14 protein-coding genes and 1 pseudogene are annotated in these 17,549 nt (G+C 37.3%); 11 read left to right on the forward strand and 4 right to left on the reverse strand.

Annotated elements, in window-relative coordinates; all coding sequences use genetic code 11:
* Positions 1-2 precede the first annotated feature (2 nt).
* Entirely contained in the window at positions 3-365 is a 363-nt protein-coding gene (locus FXF36_RS10745; protein ID WP_090162862.1) for a hypothetical protein, read from the forward strand.
* A 101-nt stretch (positions 366-466) separates the two neighbouring features.
* Positions 467-3,058 carry an alpha-L-rhamnosidase gene (locus FXF36_RS10750; protein WP_151623941.1) on the forward strand — a complete coding sequence of 864 codons (2,592 nt, stop codon included), beginning with the start codon at positions 467-469 and terminating at the stop codon, positions 3,056-3,058.
* Here FXF36_RS10750 and FXF36_RS10755 read toward each other — a convergent pair.
* Positions 3,053-3,865 carry an AraC family transcriptional regulator gene (locus FXF36_RS10755; RefSeq protein WP_151623943.1) on the reverse strand — a complete coding sequence of 271 codons (813 nt, stop codon included), beginning with the start codon at positions 3,863-3,865 and terminating at the stop codon, positions 3,053-3,055. The two genes, FXF36_RS10750 and FXF36_RS10755, sit on opposite strands and share 6 nt — an antisense overlap.
* A gap of 146 nt (positions 3,866-4,011) precedes the next feature.
* Here FXF36_RS10755 and FXF36_RS10760 point away from each other — a divergent pair, with 146 nt between their 5' ends.
* Together FXF36_RS10760 and FXF36_RS10765 are read left to right on the forward strand one after the other, a co-directional pair.
* The gene (locus tag FXF36_RS10760; protein ID WP_151623945.1) at positions 4,012-5,415 is read left to right on the forward strand and encodes an MFS transporter; all 1,404 of its coding nucleotides are present in this window, start codon (positions 4,012-4,014) and stop codon (positions 5,413-5,415) included.
* Positions 5,416-5,418: 3 nt separating this feature from the next.
* On the forward strand, positions 5,419-7,830 hold the full coding sequence (locus FXF36_RS10765; RefSeq protein ID WP_151623947.1) for a glycoside hydrolase family 3 N-terminal domain-containing protein: 2,412 nt from the start codon (positions 5,419-5,421) through the stop codon (positions 7,828-7,830).
* Here FXF36_RS10765 and FXF36_RS17015 read toward each other — a convergent pair.
* Positions 7,819-7,971 (reverse strand): helix-turn-helix domain-containing protein, encoded by a 153-nt coding sequence (locus FXF36_RS17015; RefSeq protein WP_151623949.1) that lies wholly within the window; start codon positions 7,969-7,971, stop codon positions 7,819-7,821. The genes FXF36_RS10765 and FXF36_RS17015 overlap by 12 nt on opposite strands.
* A 171-nt stretch (positions 7,972-8,142) precedes the next feature.
* Here FXF36_RS17015 and FXF36_RS10775 point away from each other — a divergent pair, with 171 nt between their 5' ends.
* From FXF36_RS10775 to FXF36_RS10785, 3 genes are all read left to right on the forward strand, one after another.
* Complete coding sequence (locus tag FXF36_RS10775) at positions 8,143-8,868, forward strand: hypothetical protein (RefSeq protein ID WP_167511366.1); 726 nt, start codon at positions 8,143-8,145, stop codon at positions 8,866-8,868.
* Positions 8,869-9,002: 134 nt separating this feature from the next.
* Positions 9,003-9,560, forward strand: coding sequence for a helix-turn-helix domain-containing protein (locus FXF36_RS10780; protein ID WP_151622863.1), 558 nt, complete (start codon positions 9,003-9,005; stop codon positions 9,558-9,560).
* Positions 9,491-10,378 carry an IS3 family transposase gene (locus FXF36_RS10785; RefSeq protein ID WP_151623953.1) on the forward strand — a complete coding sequence of 296 codons (888 nt, stop codon included), beginning with the start codon at positions 9,491-9,493 and terminating at the stop codon, positions 10,376-10,378. Before FXF36_RS10780 ends, FXF36_RS10785 begins: the two co-directional genes overlap by 70 nt.
* Positions 10,379-10,845: 467 nt before the next feature.
* Here the strand turns inward: FXF36_RS10785 and FXF36_RS10790 are convergent, their stop codons facing one another.
* Positions 10,846-11,646, reverse strand: coding sequence for a hypothetical protein (locus FXF36_RS10790; RefSeq protein WP_151623955.1), 801 nt, complete (start codon positions 11,644-11,646; stop codon positions 10,846-10,848).
* A gap of 198 nt (positions 11,647-11,844) precedes the next feature.
* Here FXF36_RS10790 and FXF36_RS10795 point away from each other — a divergent pair, with 198 nt between their 5' ends.
* The gene (locus tag FXF36_RS10795) at positions 11,845-12,642 is read left to right on the forward strand and encodes an alpha/beta fold hydrolase (protein ID WP_167511367.1); all 798 of its coding nucleotides are present in this window, start codon (positions 11,845-11,847) and stop codon (positions 12,640-12,642) included.
* Positions 12,643-12,667: 25 nt separating this feature from the next.
* A complete protein-coding gene (locus FXF36_RS10800; RefSeq protein ID WP_167511368.1) occupies positions 12,668-13,180 on the forward strand; it encodes a GNAT family N-acetyltransferase in 513 nt (170 codons plus the stop codon).
* A gap of 198 nt (positions 13,181-13,378) precedes the next feature.
* On the opposite strand, the pseudogene FXF36_RS17020 reads toward FXF36_RS10800, so the two are convergent.
* Positions 13,379-14,953: pseudogene (locus FXF36_RS17020) on the reverse strand (IS1182 family transposase).
* 864 nt (positions 14,954-15,817) lie between these two features.
* On the opposite strand from FXF36_RS17020, the gene FXF36_RS10810 reads away from it, so the two are divergent.
* Positions 15,818-16,570 (forward strand): hypothetical protein, encoded by a 753-nt coding sequence (locus tag FXF36_RS10810; protein WP_151623962.1) that lies wholly within the window; start codon positions 15,818-15,820, stop codon positions 16,568-16,570.
* Between the two features lie 173 nt (positions 16,571-16,743).
* A complete protein-coding gene (locus FXF36_RS10815) occupies positions 16,744-17,547 on the forward strand; it encodes a MerR family transcriptional regulator (RefSeq protein WP_151623963.1) in 804 nt (267 codons plus the stop codon).
* Positions 17,548-17,549 lie beyond the last annotated feature (2 nt).

Consider the following 17,549-nt stretch of genomic DNA (forward strand, 5'->3'; position numbering starts at 1 on the left):
TTATGTTATTAGGAAACATGTATATTTTGACTGGTATTGTAAGCATGATGATGGTGGACTGTCATTTTGGCAGAGGAAGCGAAGTCTTACTTGTTTTAATTGTGATGCTTACTGAAATTTTTGGAGCAATCTTCTATGCGCGAGAAGCTATGAAAAGAGGAGAGACTTTATCTATTCAGAATAAACTGATAGTAGTTTTAGGCGCTTTTTCTATTCTTGTAGGTTATCTTTTCTCATTAATTACAAGCAATATTTTAGGAATTATGTTTGGTGCAACAGTAGCAATCATTGGTGCAATTATTAAAATGGAATTTTTACTTCCAATTATGCATGAAAAGATGGAAAGAAAGATAAGAAGAAAATAGTAGAACACATATATACAATATATTTCACATATCTACAATAAGTCGTCTGTGACAAAAGGTAGAATTCATAGAAAAATGTATCTATAGAAGTGGAGAAGGTAATGAAAGCAATTAACTTAAAAACTGAATACTTAACAAATCCTATTGGGATTGATGTCACAGAACCAAGATTTAGTTGGAACTGTGAGGGTGGAATTAGACAGAGTGCTTACCAGATTATAGCTTATAATTCAGATGGAAATGAAGTGATGAACACAGGAAAGGTTACATCTAACCAGATGCATCTTATCCCGTGGAGCGGAAATAAGCTAAAAAGTCGTGATTATATTCAGTGGCAGGTGCAGCTTTGGGATGAAAATGATGAGGCTGGTGAAGTAAGCGACTTAGCTACTTTTGAAATAGGATTACTTGATGCAGATGACTGGAGAGCAGAGTGGATTACTGGCAATTATGAAGTAGATAAAAAGAAAAGATATCCAGTGGACTGCTTCAAAAAGTCATTTCTGATTCCAAGTGATAAAAAGGTAAAATCTGCAAGAGCATATATGACAGCCTGCGGTATTTATGAAGGTCAGATTAATGGAGAAAAGATAGGTGATTTCTGTCTTGCACCAGGAATTACAGATTATAGAAAGAGAATTCAGTACCAGACCGTAGATATCACATCGCAAATACGTAGTGGTGAAAACCAGCTGAGCTTTATGTTAGCCGATGGTTGGTATAGAGGCTCCGTAGGTGCATGGGGAATGAAGAACTATTATGGTTCTGAGACAAAGCTCATTGCACAGATAGAAATCAGATATACAGATGGAACAGTGGATTATGTTGTGACCGATGACAACTGGCAGTGGACAAATGACGGCCCTATAAGATTTGCCGATAATAAAGATGGAGAAATTTACGATGCTAGATTGGAAGACTTCGTAAATGCGAATTGGGCATTTGCCAAGACTACAAATCATAATATAACACCTTCTGCGTCAAATAATTTTTCTCTTACAGAAAATGAGAGATTAACAAATCCTAAGCTAATTAAGACACCATCAGGGAAAACAGTTCTTGATTTTGGTCAGAATATTGCAGGCTATATCGAATTTAATGTAACAGCCAAGGTGGGACAACGTATCTTCTTGCGTTTTGGAGAGAAGTTAGATAGTGATGGCGAATTTACCCAGAAGAATATTCAATGCGCCAGAAAAGATTTGGTAACTCCTCTTCAGCAGGTAGAGTATTTTTGTAAAGATGGAGCAAATAATTACAAGACTCGTTTTGCAATCTTTGGATTTCAGTATGTGTTAGTAGAGGCTGATTTTGAAATTAATCCTGAAGATTTCACTGCTATTGCAGTTTATTCTAATTTTGACAGAACCTTTAGTTTTGACAGTTCAAATGAATTGTTAAACAAATTTGTAGCTAATACACTTTGGTCGCTTAAGAATAATTCAGCAGATCTTCCTACGGATTGCCCTACTAGGGAGCGTCATGGCTGGTCAGGAGATGCTCAGCTTTTTGCAAATACCGCAAGCTACATGGTTAATTATGCTCCATTCGCTTTGAAATATGAGAATGACTTATGCGATTGGCAGACAGAGGATGGATGCTTTCCACAGATTGCTCCAGAGGGAGGAACTGATTCGTATATGCGTGTTATGAATGGTTCTACAGGTTGGTCTGATGCCGGTATTATGATTCCATATCGTTTATGGAAAAAGTACGGAGATAAGCAGATTATTGAAAAGTACTATGAGAATATGAAAAAGTATGCTCATTATATGATTAGTAGAACCGGCAAAACCAAGTTTATGAATTCTGAAAAGGTGAAGCTTGGTAAAGAAGATAGAAAGTATCTCTACAATATTGGACAGCATTACGGTGAGTGGGCTGAGCCTGCAGAGGTTCATTCTATGAGTTGGAAGGATTTTATTAAGTCTCAGCCTGAGGTTGCTACAGCTTATCTTTCTTATGTAATGTCTCTCATGGTGGAGATTGCAGAAGAGCTTGGAAGAGTAAATGATATTCCAAAATACAAGGAGTATCGTGATGGTGCAAAGCGCACATATCAAAAGTTGGTAGAAACAGAAGGCTTCAAACTTGATACTGAAAGACAGGCTAAGCTTGTACGCCCATTATATTTCAATCTTTTAAATGAGGATCAAAACGTATTTGCGAAGCATAGACTTATTAAAGCTCTCGAAAATTATAATTGGAGAGTTGGAACTGGATTTTTATCAACTCCATTAATTCTTTACGTGCTTCAGCAGATTGATATTGAATATGCTTATAAGCTTCTTGAAAATGAGGAGAAGCCAGGCTGGTTATACATGCCTAAAACTGGCGCTACCACAATCTGGGAGGACTGGGATGGTCCAACATCTGACAATGGTAAGGGTGGCGGAATAGCATCCCTTAACCACTACTCAAAGGGGGCCGTCTGTGAGTGGGTATTTGATGAAATGTGCGGAGTAAAGATTGCAGGTGAGAATCACTTTGTGATTGCACCACATCCAGGCGGAAGCTTTACAAATGCAAGCTTTAGTTATGACAGTATATATGGAACTGTAACCAGCAGCTGGAAAAAGAAGGAGGATGGCACATATGAGTACCACATAGAAATTCCTTCCAATACCACAGCACAGGTTATTCTTCCAGGCAACGAGACTAAAGTTTTAGGATTTGGATCCTATGACCTATAAAGGCTGATTGCGATAGTCCTTAGGAGTAATGCCGTATTTTGCTTTAAATACATTTTGAAAATAGCTCTGTGATGAGAAGCAAAGATACTCACTGATTTCGCTGATAGTTTTGTCAGTGTAATGGAGGAGGCTCTTTGCTTCTTCTAATTTGCGGCGCATGATGTAGGTACTGATGTTAAAGCCAAGCTCACGCTTGAATTTTTTAGATAGAGTACTTCTGTCCACGTGAAGCTCTTCAGCTATTTGCTCTACAGTGATATTCGTATTTACGTGATTAGATATGTATTGAATAACAGAAAAGATTTCCTTTGACATCCCCATAGGAACCTTTGCTTCGGAAACACGTTTTGCGAAATCAATGATGCAGGTCATATTTAAAATATTAATGGCATTAACATCAGACATTTTCTCAGCTTCTAAGATATATGAGTCTGATAACTGGTAAGCTGTTTCTATGTCTAAACCACCGTCTATGGCACGTCTTGTGATAAGAGTAGTAGAGGCAATAAAAAGATTTTTAGCCTGACGAACAGAATCTGTAGCAGTTCGCCCAACATTCATATTAGGAATCTTTTTAATGAATTCTTTTAATCCCTCTACATCACCTTTCTCAACATAGGAATAGTATTCCTGCTCGAAGTAGTAGGTGTCATGGTAAAGCTCATTTTCTTTATTTTCCATTAACTGGTCGGAATGATGTTTGCCAATTTTCTTTTCAGTTAATCTGTTGTGTTCTTCAAGATCACTAAGAATTTTATCAAGCATTCCGGCAATATTAAGTTCAATAATTGATGAATCCGATGCCATAGCGCCCTCCGGTTAAACATAGTATTACGACACGATATTACAACATTTTTCACGTGATTACAACAAAATAAGTCTGTCACTCTTTAAAATACAATTACAGTTTAGGGCTAGGGAGAAAAGCCTTGTATTTTAAGGAGGATGAAAAAATGTCAAAGAAACCGTTGGGGAAGGACCATGATGGAGTCCAAAAGGTTATGAGAACGGGGGATTATTTTGCAGATTCCCTTGGCCAGTTTGCTCTTAATGCAATGTCTGGTCTTATTGCGCAGATTGCTTATTTTTACACAGATAAGGTTGGTGTAGCAGCGGCCACAGTAACAGCGGTATTGATGATTTGTAAGGTGATTGATGCTTTTACAGATATCATAATGGGAAACATAATTGATCACACAAAGCCAGGTAAAGAAAAGTACAGACCTTGGTTACTTAAGATGGCAATTCCAGCCGCTGTAGTAATTGTTGCGTTGTTTACAGTTCCGGCTAATGCCTCAGAAGGATTAAAGTTAGCATATATGCTTATCACAAATATTCTTCTAACAGCTATCGTTTATACAGCAATTGCAATTCCTTATAGTTCACTGATGGTAGTTAGAACAAACAGCCAGCAGGAGCGTGGAATTATGGGAACATGGAGAGCGGCTGCTGGATATGTTTCAGGAATGATAATTGCTATCGGCATTATCCCAATTACAAATGCTCTTGGTGGAAATCAGAGCGCATGGGTTAAATTTGGTTTTGGCTTCGCTTTGATGGTTATTCTTACACTTTTAATCTGCTATGCCCGTTCTAAGGAAACAGCAGTAGAATCTGGTAAAGAAGCAGATGTAACTATCGTAGAAGATGATGAGGAAGCAGTTCCATTCAAAGAAGCCATTGGAAATCTTTTCAGAAATAAATACTGGGTTATGATTCTTGTTATGGGATTCCTTTCACAGTTATCTTATGGAATCACAAGTGGTGCAGGAGCTTATTATTGCAAGTGGATTTATGGTGATGATAACCTTACAGCAATTCTTGGGGGTGTTGGTTTGATTCCAACAGTTATAGGATTTGCGCTTATTGGACCAATGATTAAAAAGCTCGGTGTTACAAATTCACTTAAGGTGTCATTCTTTATTGGTATGGTAACTACAGCTCTTAGAATTATTAATCCTACAGATTTTGTTTATAACACAGCTCTTGGATGTTTTGCTACTTTTGCAAATATTCCAATGATGTGTTTGCTAGGCGTAATGACAGCCATGACAATTGATTATAACGAATATAAATATGGTAAGAGAATTGTGGCAACATCTCAGGCAGCTTCAAGCTTTGGAGGCAAAATTGGCTCAGGTGTTGGTTCGTCAGTTATAGTATTTTGCCTTGCTCTTGCAAATTATGATGGATTTGCCACAGTGCTTACACCAGCCGTTAGACAGGCGATTTATACCTTTAGTATCTATATTCCTTTAGTACTATTTATTATAATGTTTGTAATAACACTTAAGTTTGATCTAGAGGAAAAATTACCGGAGTATAGACAAGAAATAGAAAAAAGAAAGAGAGCATAAATTATGCAACAGTATGAAAAGAACCATTTAGATTTTGTACTTAATAATGCAGCAGAATGTGCTGTACTTCTTAAGTCAAATGGAGATTTCCCAATTGACAAGCCAGGAAAGCTTGCAGCCTTTGGTGCAGGTCTTCGCTACACAATCAAGGGTGGTACAGGTTCTGGTGAGGTAAATTCCAGATTTACCTACACTATCGAGGAAGGACTTGAGCAGGAAGGTTTTGAGATTACATCCAAGGGCTGGCTTGACCAGTATGATGAAGTTCGCGCAAAAGCCAAAAAGGATTTCTATAAAAGAGTTCGTAAAGAATTAAAGGGCAATTTCCTTGCAATTATGGGAAAGACTATGAAAGAGCCTGAGCATAACCTTAAGCTTCAAGGGGATGGCGATATAGCAATCTATGTACTTAGTCGTAATTCTGGCGAAGGCTCAGACAGAGAAGTGGTAGAAGGAGAGGTAAAGCTTAACAACTCTGAGATTCGAGATATTTTAGAGCTCAACAAGATATATCAGAAATTTATGCTTGTTCTTAATGTTGGCGGTGCTGTAGACCTTACACCAGTTATGGATGTTGATAACATTCTTCTTATTTCACAGCTTGGTGTAAATATTGGCAAGGTTCTTGCTGATATTTTAGTAGGTAAGCAAAATCCATCTGGAAAGCTCACAACTACTTGGGCTGCTTGGGACCAATACAGCAAGGAGGGAACCTTTGGAGCTTGGAATGAGACAAAATATAACGAGGGTATCTATGTAGGATATCGTTACTTCGATACTTTTGGTAAGAAAGCGCTTTTCCCATTTGGATATGGTCTTTCTTATACTAATTTTGAAGTTGGCGAGACAAAAGTTCAGGCAAAGGCTTCAGAGATTATCGTAAATACGGTAGTAAAGAATACTGGCGCATGTGCTGGCAAAGAAGTAGTTCAGGTTTATTTATCTAAGCCAACGGACAAGCTTGACCAGCCATATCAGGAGCTTGTTGCTTTTGCAAAGACTAATAATCTTGCAGCAGGTGAGGAGCAGGAGCTTCAGCTCACCTTTGATTTACAGGATGTTGCTTCTTATGATGAGGAGACAGCCAGCTACATTCTTGAAGTAGGCGATTATTTAGTTCGCGTAGGCAATAGTTCAGTAGCTACAAAGATTGCTGCTGTAGTATCACTTGATGCTACTGTTACATGTCTTAAGGCAAAGAACTGCCTTGGAAATCCAGGCTTTAAGGATATTAAGGCACCAGCAAGAAACGCTGAAGCTGTTCCAGCTGAGGCTGCCAGACTTCAGATTCTTGCGGCAGAGCTTCAGAGCCAGTCAGTAAGCTATGACAGTAAATACGATATCGCAGATCAGGCAAAGAAGATGACTGATGAGGAGCTTATCTATATGGGCATCGGTGCTTTCAATCCAGATGCTAAAATGTTTTCAGCAGTTGGAAATGCAGGCTCTCATGTGGCAGGTGCTGCAGGTGAAACTACATCTCAGGTAAAGGGAGTAAAGCCAATGATTATGGCTGATGGACCTGCAGGTCTTCGTCTTTGCAGAACTTATTTTGAGGATGAAAAGGGAGCTCACGACGCATCAGGAAAGGGTAGCATGCCAGAAAGCATTACTGATGCCATGGGACCTGTTGTTAGATTCATTGCAAATCTTGTGGTTGGAAAGACAAAGGTGCCAAAGGATGCTGTAATTAAAGAGCAGTCATGCACAATGATTCCTATCGGTACAGCCATTGCCCAGAGCTTTAACTATGATTTGGCAAAGAAGTTTGGCGATATTGTTGGAACAGAGATGGAAATGTTTGGAGTTCATTTATGGCTTGCACCAGCTCTTAACATTCATAGAAGCATTCTTTGCGGTCGTAACTTTGAGTATTATTCAGAAGATCCATTTGTTTCAGGCATGATTGCATCTGCCATTACTGAAGGAGTGCAGAAGCACAAGGGGTGTGGTACAACTATCAAGCATTATGCGGCCAACAATGCAGAGACAAACAGATACAACAACGACAGTCAGGTTAGTGAGCGCGCCATGAGAGAAATCTATTTAAGAGGTTTCGGGCTTTGTGTTAGAAAGACACAGCCAAAGGCAATCATGACAAGTTACAACCTATTAAATGGTGTTCACACAGCTGAACACAGAGGCTTAATAGAGGATATCTTGAGATGCGAGTATGGCTTTAAGGGTATCGTAATGACTGATTGGGTTCTTGAAATTATGAAGGACAAGAATTCTATTAATAGAATTGCCCTTTCAAACGAGGTTGCAAAAGCAGGTGGCGATTTATTTATGCCAGGCTGCAAGGGAGACTTCAATAGGATGAAGGCCGCTCTTGAAGATGGCTCACTTTCAAGAGAGCAGCTTCAGATTAACGCAACTAGAGTACTTAGAATGATTGATACCTTAGTTGGCTAATCTATAATCTCTAGGAGACATGCCATAGGATTCCTTGAATTTGCGGTAGAAGTAACTACTGTTATCGTACCCAATGTAGGTATAAATATCTTCAATGGTAAGAGTGGTGTGGCTTAGGAGGTTTATGTTGAGGAAAATCATGAGCCTATTATTACTCCAGAGATGTACGATGAAGCTCAGCGAATGAGATCTTTGAATTCATTTGAAAAGAAGGATGCCAAAGGAAATATAAAGATGAACGGCTAGTCTCCTTGCAAGAATGTCTGGGGAAGAAAATGCAAATGTAAATGTGGACACGCTTTAAATAGAAGAATGGCACATATGTCCAAGACTGGGGATACTTCATTTGTATTTCAATGTTATGATCAGCTTCATACTGGTACTCCTCGTTTTAGAAAGAAAAAGGGACTTGATATAGAGGGCATTTGCGACAATGATACATTTAAGGAATGGAAACTTGTCGTTCAAGCGGATTTTCTATTTAAGAAATTGGTATCTAACAGACAAGCGGTTTATGATGAAGCGATATCTATGGCTGCAGATTTACTTGATGTAAAATCAAATGGAACAAATGTTAAGGAAATGGTTGACAATAACATCAAACAAATTGATAAGCTAAAGAGTCAGATATCAGTACTTGTAGATATGTGCACTTTGGGAGATATTTCCAGAGAAATGTATCAAAGGAAGAAGAAAAAGATAGAAAAGCAGATATCAAATCTTGAGAAATCTAATGAAGAATGTCAGCAGGAGATACTCGAATCGGAAAATGATATTCTTAAGCAGGAGAGAATTAAGAGCCTTACTGCATTTATTAATATGGAAGCTTTTGATCTTAGAGCCAAGATTCCTGATAGAATAATTGATGGATTCGTAGAGCGAATCATTTATGATAAGGGAGAATTTATTTGGTATCTGAATCCGAAGGTTGGAAACGCAATATTTGAGGTAGATACAACAGACTGGAAGAAGAAGATGTTTAAGGCTAATAAAATGGTGTATCCCAGTTTAAGCGGCACAGGTAAGCATAGCTTCTAAGTAGGATGTTCACAGTGCCCTGGCTTAGATTATGAGCTTTGTGTACAATAATAATTGAATTGTTAGAGCCTACCCTTGTGATATGTACCCTCTTTACTGGACAAAGTAAATGTCCTGTAAGGAGGGTTATTTTTATGCGTTATAGTATGGAATTTATATTAGAGTGTATTGATTTGTATCGTTCTGGCAAGTGGCCTGAAACTCCAGAAGGCATAAAGAATCCGCAAAATTTTCATAAAATGATAAGACGCTGGAGTCGCAGAGAAGAAGCTTTAGGTTCGGAAGCCTTTTGCAATAAGAAAAAACTGCGTACTCCTGAAGAAAAATACGCATTAGTTTCTCGTGTTATTGCAGGTGAGTCTATTCAATCTGTTTCTTTCGAGCAAGGAATGCATCAAGGGACCTTATATAAGTGGGTACAAGATTACAAAACTCAGGGGTATAATGGATTAGTAAAAAACAAAGGAAGGCCTTCAAAGGATTATTCTATGAAAAAAAATACTAACCCACGCCCTCTTACAGAGTCAGAATTAGAAGAACTTATCAGGCTTAGAGCTGAAAACGAATATTTAAAAGCAGAAAATGAAGTAATAAAAAAAAGGATTGCCTTGAGGCAAGAAAAGTGGGCTGCGCAACTCAAGGCGAAAAAGCAGCAATCATCAAAAACCTCAGAGAAGAAGGATTCCAATTAAAACATCTTCTTAAAGCTTTTCACATGGCTAAATCAACATACTATTTTGAGATTAGCAAGAAAGATGTTGTTGCTGAACGCAATCAAGAAATACTTGAAGAAATTAAAAGTATTTTTGAATCTAACAAGCGTAGGTATGGTGTTAGACGTGTTCATCAGGAGTTGATAAATCGTGGGTATATAGTTAATCATAAGCGCGTTCAGCGTCTTATGCATGAAGCTGGATTATTAGGGAAACGTCCTAAGGAAAAATATCATTCTTATAAGGGCGAAGTTGGAAAGATTGCTGATAACATAATAGATAGAAACTTCAGTACAACTGCGCCTTTGCAGAAATGGACAACAGATGTGTCCCAGTTTAATTTTACATGGGGAAAGTGTTACCTATCGCCAGTTCTAGATATGAATACGAATGAAATCATTTCATATGACTTATCTAAAAGCCCTAATCTTGAGCAAATAGAAAGAATGTTAAATAAAGCATTTGATAAATTTCCATCAGTGGAAGGTCTTATATTTCATTCTGATCAAGGATGGCAATATCAGCATGCTCTCTATAGAAACACTTTACAAGAGCATGGAATTATCCAATCCATGTCTCGAAAAGGTAATTGCTATGATAATTGCATTATGGAAACTTTCTTTGGCAGATTGAAAAATGAAATGTACTATGGTTATGAGAAAGATTTTTCTTCTTATGAAGAATTCGCAAAAGCGATTGATGAATATATAGATTATTATAATAACAAAAGAATTCAGGCAAAAACAAAATGGATGCCACCTGTACAATACAGGATAGCATCCATGTGTTCAGCCTAGTTCATAAATATGTGTCCAGGATTCTGGGTACATATCATTGTGGTGGGCTCTTTTTTCTGTGAAGGTATAATCATGGGCTGATATAGGAGGTGGTTATACCTTTTATAATTTATGAGGGATTAATATGAAGGCAAAAAAGGTATAACTGGCTTGGGAATTTATGGAGGGTTATACCTTTTAGTGGGCAATGAGACATTATATTGAAGTCGATAAGGTATAACTAGAGTGGAAAATTACTGGAGGTTATACCTTTTTGCGGGCAATGAGACATTATATTGAAGTCGATAAGGTATAACCAGAGTGAAAAATTACTGGAGGTTATACCTTTTTGCGGGCTATGAGACATTATATTGAGGTCAAAAAGGTATAACCAGAGTGGAAATTTACGTGAGGTTATACCTTTTGGTGGACAACAAGACATTATATTGAAATCAAAAAGGTATAACTAAGAGAAAAAATATAGGTGGTTATACCTTTTTGTCCAGCAAGTAAGCTTCAATAGTTCTCTTAATAATATCTTCTGTAAGCGGTGAATTAATAGTCTCAAAGGTACATATCAGATTATGGCCTGGGACATAGCCTTTATTGATATAACTATTAAGTTTGTTCATTGCATTGAATCGATATTCTGTATTGTCCATCATTCCAAAGTGTTCCCAGATTAATTCAATGTCTTCAGAAGCTTTATATATTGTAAAATCTGGGAAATATATAGTTCCATTAATATCGAGCCCACATTCATATTTGAATGGAATATTATAATCTGATAATCCACGAACTATAAGAGTTTCTGATTTAGATCTGACGGTGATTCCAACAGATGTTTTAAATCGAAGTGTTTCCTGGTGTTTATCATTATGTATATAAGGCTGTGATAGCCATTTCTGTTGTTTTATGTAATTGGGATTTAGCAAGGTTTGAAGAAGATTACTATAGCCTGGAACGTTATAGAGTAGATCTTTAGATGTGATTTTGGGAGTTCTATCTAATTTTAGTTTAATAGAAGCTATCTCATTTTCGATTTCTTTTTTGCGAACCTTGTTAAATCGCTTCTTGGCAAGGGCGGTTGCTAATGCAATATTTTCTTTTTTGATGTAAGTTCTTTTTACATTTCCCTGGGTCTTTTCTATTTGAAAATATTTGAAACCATTTGAAGTTTTCACGGCATTAAGTGACCCATTAGGAGCTTTAGAAAGTTCCTTGGTAATCTTAGTTAGCTCAGAATTTAAAGAGGCAATTTTGTGCTCTAGTGATGAAGATTTGTTCATTAATATCCTTTCTAAATTAATAGTAAAATTCGGGGGTTATCACTCGAATGAGCATTTGGAAAACAGTAGAAATATATAACAAAATTAACGCTTAATCAAGACCAAATAATAATATGTGTGGATTATTTTAATTTGGCCTTAGGTTCGGTATACTAAAAAGGGTATTATATTGTAGGTTAATTGATGGGGGATATAAAAATGCAGAAAAATGGATGTGTGAAGGTTGGTAATACAGACATGTATTATGTGACCTTCGGAGAAGGAAAAAAGAATCTTGTAGTTTTGCCAGGATTGTCAGATGGTTTGTGGACGGTAAAGGGAAAGGCCATGCTTCTGGCAGGTTCCTACAAAAGGTTTTTCAAGGATTATACTGTTTACATGTTCAGCAGGAAGAATGAGATTCCAGAGGGGTATTCTATAGAAGATATGGCAGATGATCAGGCAATAGCTATGAGGAATCTTGGGATAGATAGGGCAATGGTTATGGGGGTATCTCAGGGAGGGATGATTTCTCAATATCTGGCGGCGAAGCATCCTGAGTTAGTTGAGAAATTGATTCTCGTGGTCGCTGCACCATACGCCAACGAAACAATTAAAAACGTAGTTACGAAATGGATAGAAATGACCCGAAATGCTACTCATACAGAGCTAATGCTAGATACTGCGGAGAAAGTTTATACGAAGGAATTCAACGAAAAGAACAAAAAGTATTTACCATTTCTGGCTAGATTTACAAAGCCTAAGAATTATGACAGGTTTTGCAAAAACGCATATGCGATATTAAATTTCGACGCACGACCAGTTTTATCAAAAATAAAATGCAGTACATATATTATGTCGGGAGACAGTGACAATACAGTTGGAAATGATGCTCCTTATGAGTTAAAGGCTGCAATTGAGAACAGTGAGATGCTTATCTTCAAAGGATTGGGCCACGGATTGTTTGAAGAGGATAAGGATTTTTACAATAAAGTATATGAGTTTTGCGAAAGATAAATTCGGGTAAATGCGGGGATACGTGATGAGAATTGAAACAGAACGATTGGAAATAACTGAAATGACCTTGGATATGGCCATGGATGTTCATAAGAATTCTTTGGATGAGGATATTCGGAGATTTGTGCCGGATGAAGTGTTTGAAACGGTTGATGATGCCAGGGAGACTATTGAGTTTATCATATCACAGTATGGTTCTACAGATGGTCCATTGATTTATGCTGTTATAGCTAAAGCAGAAAATCGGAATATCGGCTATGTGCAGTTGGTGCCAATCGGCGATGGAAAGTGGGAAATTGGCTATCATATTGCAAAAGCCTATACCAGAAATGGATATGCGACGGAAGCGGTAAAGGCATTTCTTCCGGTGATATCAGATTATGTTGGCGTGACAGAAGTATATGGTATTCGTCTTCAGGAGAATATTGCATCTGGACGTGTGCTGGAAAAGTGTGGATTTGAAATCTTTTTCACAGGTGAGGGACCTTACCATGACGGTGTATTTGCAATTACTAAAAGTATTTGGAAGAAATTTTGAAGCAGGAACTTCCAAAACTAAATTATTGGAAAAGATAAGCTGGTGTTTGCAGCAGGCAATGATTTACAAGGGGCTGTGAAAAAATGAGATAATCATTTTTTCCAGCTCCCTTTTTATATCATTTTTTGTGAGGTATGCTGTTTCTGGCAAAAATAGAGTATAATGCCCCTTTCCCCAAAAAACTACAAACTTTTTTGATTAGGCAGCTTCTTGGAGACGCATCTTTTTATTGTGATATTTATATAAGTTATGACCTATTGAAACCAAAAGAACCTCAAGTTTTACGGATTCTATTCCTTTTCGGACTATTCTTTTATACCAACGATCATTTTTTATGATTCCGAAAGTACCTTCCGCTTGAATGGATCTGTTCATTCTAAGGAGTGCTCCCTGGATGCTTTCAAGATTATTTATAACCTCCTGATGCATAGCGGTCAGTTCTTCGTTTATTCTTACGGTTTTGTTTTTATCTGTTTTCTTACACTTCGATGCATAGGGACAACCACTGCAGTCTTCACACTGATAGACTTCTTCTTGCCGGCCATACTGGTTTCCTTTTACATGCTGCCTGTATAGAAAGTTGAAGCTCCTCCCATTAGGACAACGCATTTTCCCATCATCACCGATCTCAAAATTAACAGCTCTGAATGGATCGTTGTGATATTTCTTATCGGTCGTCTCCTTTTTAAACATTGTGAACTTCATGTACTTTTTCATGCCTTTTTGCTCGCAAAAGATATAATTATTGAACGAGCCATATCCAGCATCAGCCACAGGATATTTTGGATAAAAGCCATATGTTTCATAATACTTATTCATCAACGGTATGAAGCAGTCCATGTCAGCTCTTTATTGATTAACATCAACAACTGCTATGTATTCATCAGCTACTCCAATCTGAACGTTGTATGCGGGAAGAAGCTGGTCGTTTCCCATGTAGTCGGTCTTTATTCTCATGAATGTAGCGGAAGGATCTGTCTTTGAATAGCTGTTCCTGTTTTCTCCACAGATGCTGATTTTTGTGACATATTCATTGAGCTTTGTTGTGTACTCTACAAGCTTTTCGTACTGTCTCTGCTGGACGGTTTTCCTATGTCCTTTTCCTGAAACAAAAGTTGAAGTATCAAGCTTCCATATCTCAGAAAACCGTTCTGTTATCTGGCGCATATATTCAGGCATGTACTCTGTATTAGTCTCAATCTTGATTCCGCTCCACTGAAGATCGCTGTTGATTTCTTGCAGTAATTTAGTAATCTTTTCAAAAAGACGGTAACGGGATTTTTCCGTGGCCTTCTTCCATACCCAAGTATATTTGTTAGCATTAGCTTCAAACTTCGAACCATCAATATAAAGATGATTCAGGTCAACTTTATGCCTGCTGAATATTTCCTGATTAATATCATTGAAAATATCCTCTATTGAATCCTTTAACACATCGTTTATGAAATAGCTGAAGGTTCTGTAAGAAGGAGTTTCCCTGTCCATAAGATACATAAATCGAATGTTAACCCTACAGTTTTCTTGAAGTCCTCTTAGTGAAATATATCCTTCACTCATAAAACCGAATAGTACGGTTTTCAACATTTTGACTGGATTATATCTGATTCTGCCAAGCTTATGCTCTGGCACATTTTTCAGATACTTCTCAAGATTCATACCTCCCACGAGTTCGTCAAAAGTAAAAACCGGATCACAGATATCCAAGCAATCTGAAATAAAAAATGGTAAAACGCCCTGATTTAGAGTATTATAAGAATTGGTTTGATTGATCATGGTAATATTTTACCATGAAAAAAGAGAAGTAATCGGCTGTTTCCAGCTATTACTTCTCTTTTTTTCATGAGCTGATTATTTCACAGCCCCTTTTTATATTACAAGTTCAACGACAAAACGAGGAGGATGATAGATAATAAATCATAATAATATAGAGGAGACTAGCCATGATAGTGAAACTATACACAGCTTATGGGGTTAAGCATAAAGGGGATTTTATGCAGTATACGCTCTAACTATGTAGTGTTCTTAATGTTGTTAATATTATTTGTGACGCTAGCTGCGGCACAAGCAAGCATTGCGAATAAGTAATTGGCGATAATTTGTAGAACTAACATAATTAGATTTTTAAATCCAAGTTTTCCGGTATCGGAAGACCTGGATTTTTTTGTAGGGATGGGAGGCTATTTTTGTGTTCGAATTTGTTATAAAAGTGATGAGTTGGACAGTGCTAGAGAAGATGTTGTGTGGCGGTTCTTGAACGCCAGATTGAAGACTTACAGTTATTATTTAATAAATACATTTTTTAACTGTATGGAAATGCCTAGTTGAAATAGTTTTGAAAGCATTATGACGATATGACAGATTGTTGCTACTCATAATTAATATTCTGTATAGCAATTTTGTGGAAATAATACACACTAGGAGAGATTTTTTGAGACGGATACAGTTTTTTTCTGAAAGAATACAAATATAACTGTATGATTGATAAAAATATAGCAACAGGACTGCTTAAATATCAGGAATATCGATTTGATATTCCGTGACGACTAAGGATTCTGTATAATTAAAGGCAGTGAAATTAACAAAATCGGAGTTTGAATATGAAAAGCAGAGAAGAAATATTTGAAAGGAGAAAATACTATGAAAAAAAATAAGAAGATAATATTAATTATAACAATACTTGTAGCGCTTATTTTACTAGGTGGATGTGCTACATGGTATGTTCTTAATAACAATGCATCAGATAATGGTAAAAACAATATTAGTTCTGTTGAACAAACGGATAATGAATCAGCACAGGATGTAAATGTATCTACTTCAGATACTGAAAATAATCTAGAAACAGATGAGCAAAAAGACTTCAACGATATGTCACCTGAGGAATTATTTCAGGCATTTTGTGATGGTAAAATCACTGCCGAGGCACGTTCATATTATGACGATACTACTTGGACTATGGATAACACTAGTTTTCAGTTTGAAGAAACTACACCAGAAGAGGAATTTGATGCTAGCTTAGCAGTCACTAAAGTTGATCCAGTAGATTTAGACAATGATGGAGAGGTTGAATTTATACTTGAAAATGCAATGTATGGCGATATGTGCTTTGATTGCAAAGATGGCAAAGTAATATGTTTTGCTCAAGGTGAAGGAACAGCAGCAATGTGTTCTTTCACTCAGTATGATGGAGCATATTGGATTGTTCACAGTGATACAACTCACGTTGGAAGATGTACATATACATTAACCAAGTTTAATGGCAATTTAGAGGTTGTAGACTCATTCAAATTTGGATGGGAGGACTGGGAAGATGATGGAATAAAAACTTATTATTTAGATGATAATGAGATAACAGAGGCTGACTATAAAGACTTGTATGACAAGGTATTTTAAATCATCAATCAACTTCAAATTTGTCTGGGGGATATGTTGACACGTTATATCGGAATATATTCCAGTTTTATGTAAGACGAAATTCTTGCTAAAAAGTATATTGACTCTCACATTATGTGAGGGATTATCGTTGTAGTGAGCTCAAGAGAAAAACATCCATGGAGGTAGGATAAATGCTTAAAATAGGCGAATTTTCAAAACTATCCAGAGTAAGTATCAGGATGTTACGCCACTATGATGATATCGGACTTTTGAAACCGGCTGAAATCGATAATTTTACCGGGTACCGCTATTATCGTGAGGAACAGCTTTTTACCATCGGTAGGATCACATCACTCAAGGATATGGGCTTTGCCCTTGCAGATATTATCAAGATTCTTGACAGCTATGATGATAAAGAAAAGATGGATGCCTTTCTGTCAGAGAGGCAGAAGGAGCTCTCAAAGCTTTCCAAAGAAACGGAGTACAAACTGATGCTTCTGGAAACAGCCAGAAAGAGGCTGAGGAAGGAGCAGAATATGAGTTTTGATGTAACTGTAAAAACAATACCGGAGAGATATGCTGCCTCGGTTCAGATGGTGGTTCCTCACTATGAGGATGAAGGAATGCTCTGGAATACAATGATGAGCGAATGCAAGAATCTTGTGCCGGCAGACCCGTGTCTTGCGGCGGCTGAGTTTCTTGACCCCGAGTACAAGGAAGAAAATGTTGAGATCATTGCGTGGATGACCGTGAGTGGATCTTATAACGATACAGAACATGTGAAGTTTAAAACTCTTCCTGAAGTAAAAGTCGCAAGTTGTATTATTAAAGGCAGTTACGATCAGATGGGTGAGGCATATGCAACTGTGGTGTCATGGATCAAAGCTAATGGATATAAAATGAATGGTCCTATGTTTAATATCTATCATGTGAGTCCTGCACAGACACAGAATCCTGATGAGTATGTAACGGAAGCTTGTTTCCCTATTGAGTAAAT

This window comes from Pseudobutyrivibrio xylanivorans (genome assembly GCF_008935055.1).
Lineage (GTDB): Bacteria > Bacillota > Clostridia > Lachnospirales > Lachnospiraceae > Pseudobutyrivibrio > Pseudobutyrivibrio xylanivorans_A.

What these genes read in the sequence shown, in the direction of transcription:
- FXF36_RS10745 (WP_090162862.1), top strand. Translation starts at nt 3, where the DNA reads ATGTTATTAGGAAACATGTATATTTTGACTGGTATTGTAAGCATGATG.
- FXF36_RS10750 (WP_151623941.1), top strand. Translation starts at nt 467, where the DNA reads ATGAAAGCAATTAACTTAAAAACTGAATACTTAACAAATCCTATTGGG.
- FXF36_RS10755 (WP_151623943.1), bottom strand. Translation starts at nt 3,865, where the DNA reads ATGGCATCGGATTCATCAATTATTGAACTTAATATTGCCGGAATGCTT.
- FXF36_RS10760 (WP_151623945.1), top strand. Translation starts at nt 4,012, where the DNA reads ATGTCAAAGAAACCGTTGGGGAAGGACCATGATGGAGTCCAAAAGGTT.
- FXF36_RS10765 (WP_151623947.1), top strand. Translation starts at nt 5,419, where the DNA reads ATGCAACAGTATGAAAAGAACCATTTAGATTTTGTACTTAATAATGCA.
- FXF36_RS17015 (WP_151623949.1), bottom strand. Translation starts at nt 7,971, where the DNA reads ATGATTTTCCTCAACATAAACCTCCTAAGCCACACCACTCTTACCATT.
- FXF36_RS10775 (WP_167511366.1), top strand. Translation starts at nt 8,143, where the DNA reads ATGGCACATATGTCCAAGACTGGGGATACTTCATTTGTATTTCAATGT.
- FXF36_RS10780 (WP_151622863.1), top strand. Translation starts at nt 9,003, where the DNA reads ATGCGTTATAGTATGGAATTTATATTAGAGTGTATTGATTTGTATCGT.
- FXF36_RS10790 (WP_151623955.1), bottom strand. Translation starts at nt 11,646, where the DNA reads ATGAACAAATCTTCATCACTAGAGCACAAAATTGCCTCTTTAAATTCT.
- FXF36_RS10795 (WP_167511367.1), top strand. Translation starts at nt 11,845, where the DNA reads ATGCAGAAAAATGGATGTGTGAAGGTTGGTAATACAGACATGTATTAT.
- FXF36_RS10800 (WP_167511368.1), top strand. Translation starts at nt 12,668, where the DNA reads ATGAGAATTGAAACAGAACGATTGGAAATAACTGAAATGACCTTGGAT.
- FXF36_RS10810 (WP_151623962.1), top strand. Translation starts at nt 15,818, where the DNA reads ATGAAAAAAAATAAGAAGATAATATTAATTATAACAATACTTGTAGCG.
- FXF36_RS10815 (WP_151623963.1), top strand. Translation starts at nt 16,744, where the DNA reads ATGCTTAAAATAGGCGAATTTTCAAAACTATCCAGAGTAAGTATCAGG.